Raw genomic sequence first — 3,810 nt, 5'->3', positions numbered from 1 at the left:
ACCACTTCTTCTGCACTTATTAGAGTAAAAAATGTACAAAATAATCCCTTAAATCAGATGATGTTATGAACTAGAAAACATACAAAATACCACTCCAGAATAATGTACAAAATAAAAATAAAGTACACTTTTTAAAGAATGTACTTTATGCTTCTAATTCAGTTGTATCAATGGTTTAGCTCTAGTTAAGTCAATTGTACATAAACTTTTAGTTTTTATAGTCCAACATGTTTATAACCAAAAAATTTTTTTAAGCCAATTACACTCAATTATGTACTTTATTTAAGTGAACACTGGAAATTTTGGACCACTCTCAATTCGGGCGAAAATGTACTTTATTTAAGTGAAAACTGGAAAATTTTTCAATTGTCCATAATCCCAAAATGTACTTTTTAAAATAAATTTTTTGAGAAACCTAAGTATTTTTATGTAGTCGCTAGGCTTGTTGAAATTGTCTTAAACTGAAAAAAACCAAGCTACATTTTAGTAACCTGGTCTTCCTAAATATTCTTGAAAAGCACAAAATGTTGCCTTTTTCTTCTCCGCCCTTTACAAATTAAACACGGCTCTTTGTGACGTTTCTCAAATAAAACTCTATTATATAAGGACATCTTGTACCTATGTTCACCATTATTCTTGCAGGTCCACCACACATTGATCCGACTCTTTTCACTGACTTCACTAGGGTTTGCTAATAGAATATTATTTAAGTAATCCCATNCTTGAACTAAGATTGGCTGTGTAACATCAAATGAGTTGTATCCTGGTAATACTTTTCGTCCAAAACAGTAAGGACAGCAATTGTCATTTTCTTCACGTTCACAGATTCTAGCTTCAAATTCTCCCTGACATCTTCTACACTTCCAATTAACTTTTGCTGTAGAGGATGGAAAGATTGCTGAAATACTCCCATAGATGTCCGACTGCCATTCTTCAATGAGGAGTGGCTTTACTACATCTAATGACTCTGTTTTGGGGTTTGGGAGCAGATGTGTGCAATAGGGACAAATATCATTTAAACTTTTGGTTTTCGAGGTTAGATAACGTTTTAGAACGGTATTCATTCTTTCTTTGAAATCTAAATTACAGCTATTACAATGCCACATAAAAGTCCGTTTTTCAACTTCATTGGGCACTATAGAATCTGTTTGCTCCTGATTTTTAGGACTCCAAATGCTTACTAATTCAGGGTAAGTATCTAAAAGTGTGTTATAGCCCTTGAGAGGGGTCTCCTTGTTGCAATAGGGACATGGGTTAAAGGTTTACGAGATTATAAGCATTGTTATGAAGTTAATAACACTAGGAATTTTTCACTAAACCCAGCTCAGATATATAAAGTACATAGAGACTCTGTAGAAGATGAATTAAGAAAAATAATTTCATAAAAAGATAAAAAAAGAAAGGACGACGCTAGTCCTTTCTCGATATCAGCCTTCTATCTCACTAAGGTTGATTCAAAAAGAGCCTTTCTATTTGAATTCAATTAATTTTTTACTTATTAAACAAATTATACAGAGATAATTTTAACAAAACTACGTTAACAAGTAGCATCCATTAGCAAATGTAGCTAAATCCAACGCTGTAGTCGAATTTGCAAATCCTATGATATTAGCGTTCAAATCAGCTTTATGAACATCAGAATCTTTACAAATTGTAGCGATGTTACTCCTAATAGGCTTCCACCGATATTTTTTATTTATTTCATTTACTAAAGTAATTGTAATCAAAATTATAGTGGCAACTTTATGTAATACTATTTTGTTGCCATTACTATTTGTCGTAGTATACAAAAATTTATCTTTCCATTCATTGCGTATTATAGGCTTGGTTTGTAAATTGATATCAATGATGTTGGCATTGTGAGCACAGACATTTCTCGCAAAGTTTAAACATTTAAGCCACGATAACAGCTCTTTGAATGAACAATTATAAAATTTTGCTAGTTCATTTTGATTTTTGGTACTCATGATTTTTATTAAGTGAACTAGCTCACCAAACATTAAAATTTCAGTTGCAATCCAAATTGTTGGAAATCCTTCAGTATTCAAATTTCTTTTATCACCTAAATCTGAGAGGGACGATTTTTTTACCGTTTTAAGTAAATCCTTTTTAAAATAGAACTGTTTTTGCTCTAGTTCAAATTTTTTGTAATCTTTTTTATTTGCCCATTTATCAAATTCTAAATACCCATAGGCACCATATCTACTCCCCAAAATGAAAGAAATATTTCTTTTTATTGATACTTCTATTTTCTCGATGGCATGAAGAAGATTTATTCTTAAATTTTTGTTTTGATAATATCTTTTAACAATATCTTCAAATGTAATGTTGGAATATTTTAATACAGGTACTTCACCGTACATTGTTATACTTGAATAAGGTCTAGCGAAATCTTTAAGCCTGTAATAACTAATGTGCTTAAGCTTCTCTAGGGCCTTAATTTTATCTGTTATAAAAACACCTCTTCTATAGAAGAGGTCAAGTTGGTCTTCGATTTTTAAAGATTTTGGTTCCATATATGCTCCCTAGAGTAAAATAAAAGCCCTCATGTCAGAACGTGTCTGCCTTAACGGAATGAGGGGATTGTCTTTACGTTTTTATTGTACAATATCCAATAATAGTTGTCAAATCATCACTCGTGACACAACATGTAGTAATTTTCAATGAAAACTTTATGTTTACAAATAAAAAAATCAATATATTGTGTTTTGCTGAATCTTTGACAAAAATAATTTTAATTTTTTTGTACTTTTTTATTCCNTCATATATCTATCTTAGACTTTAATTTATTTCATTATCCCATAATTTGGGTTCATCAGGAAAAATATAGTCATGTGTTTTAAAATATTGCTCTCTTACCACACCAACCCACTTATTTATCATGTTAGCAGCTACTAAAGAATCACCAGATGGGTAAACTGCCAAAAGCAACCACGTAAGTTGCGCTATTGTGATGGCAGAGTGTTCACCAGGTATTGTTAATCCATAATCAGTATGTCCTATACTTATTTTTTCTTCCCCATCTATTACACCTATTCTATTAAATGTACCTTGTGAGGATGCATGCGTCACTTCATTAGCGAGTTGGTATGGTTGTTGCCATAATTCTGATGGAAAATTCGCTTTTTTTCTGATATCATCAAAACTTATATATCTCTTTTTAGGACTAAATTCACCGCAAGCTCTTGCCCATTCATAACGATCTTCTGTATTATGTGATGAAATATAAGCTTCAGCAACTTCCTCGCCATATTTTGAAATAAATGACGCAATAATATTTAATTCGTAGAGTGAACGCCACCTAGAATACGCACCATCGGCAAATCCGTTCTTCATTAGGGTAATAATTTCTAAAAATTGTTGGAGACCTCTTCCATGTATGTATTTTAAGGCAGTGTATTTATGAATAGATTCTTCTCTCTCCTTGTTATCAATTTTATTTACATAATCAGAATAATCTTTTACAGTTTCAAGAACCATCATATACATGGTCTCAGATGTAACGAACGCATTAGACCACTTTTGCTCTATTCTTGCGACTATTTCTGCTTCTTCTCCTCTAAACAGTAATGTATTCTCATGCATTATCATCTTAGCATCTCTTACCATTTGATTTGAAGTATCGTTAATCATCTCTAGTAATAATTCCGAAAAATCTGCCTTCTCATATTTTTCATGAAATTCATCAATTTCAGATTGGTTCTTTAATTCTTTGACATGTTCTAAGAGGATTTCATTTAGTGTATCAGTAAAAAACTGCTCAAATTTATCAGCCATTGTTTCTCCTTTTTTTTTTTTTTTTTTTTTTTT

General features: G+C 31.4%; 3 protein-coding genes. All 3 read right to left on the bottom strand.

What is annotated here, in order from left to right; genetic code table 11:
* Nucleotides 1–500 precede the first annotated feature (500 nt).
* The gene (locus D8877_RS12160; protein WP_260468732.1) at nt 501–1,064 is read right to left on the bottom strand and encodes a zinc-ribbon domain-containing protein; all 564 of its coding nucleotides are present in this window, start codon (nt 1,062–1,064) and stop codon (nt 501–503) included.
* Between the two features lie 468 nt (nt 1,065–1,532).
* Nucleotides 1,533–2,516, bottom strand: a complete 984-nt coding sequence (locus tag D8877_RS12155; RefSeq protein ID WP_125353444.1) for an Abi family protein — start codon at nt 2,514–2,516, stop codon at nt 1,533–1,535.
* 265 nt (nt 2,517–2,781) lie between these two features.
* On the bottom strand, nt 2,782–3,810 hold a 1,029-nt coding region (locus tag D8877_RS12150; RefSeq protein WP_260468731.1), incomplete at its 5' end, for a DUF5677 domain-containing protein.

This window comes from Streptococcus sanguinis (assembly GCF_003943735.1).
Taxonomy (GTDB): domain Bacteria; phylum Bacillota; class Bacilli; order Lactobacillales; family Streptococcaceae; genus Streptococcus; species Streptococcus sanguinis_E.
The sequence above is the reverse complement of the archived record's forward strand: the minus strand, read 5'-3'. Positions and strand labels throughout refer to the sequence as shown.

Coding starts and splice junctions, on each gene's coding strand:
- D8877_RS12155 (WP_125353444.1), bottom strand. CDS start 2,516: ATGGAACCAAAATCTTTAAAAATCGAAGACCAACTTGACCTCTTCTAT.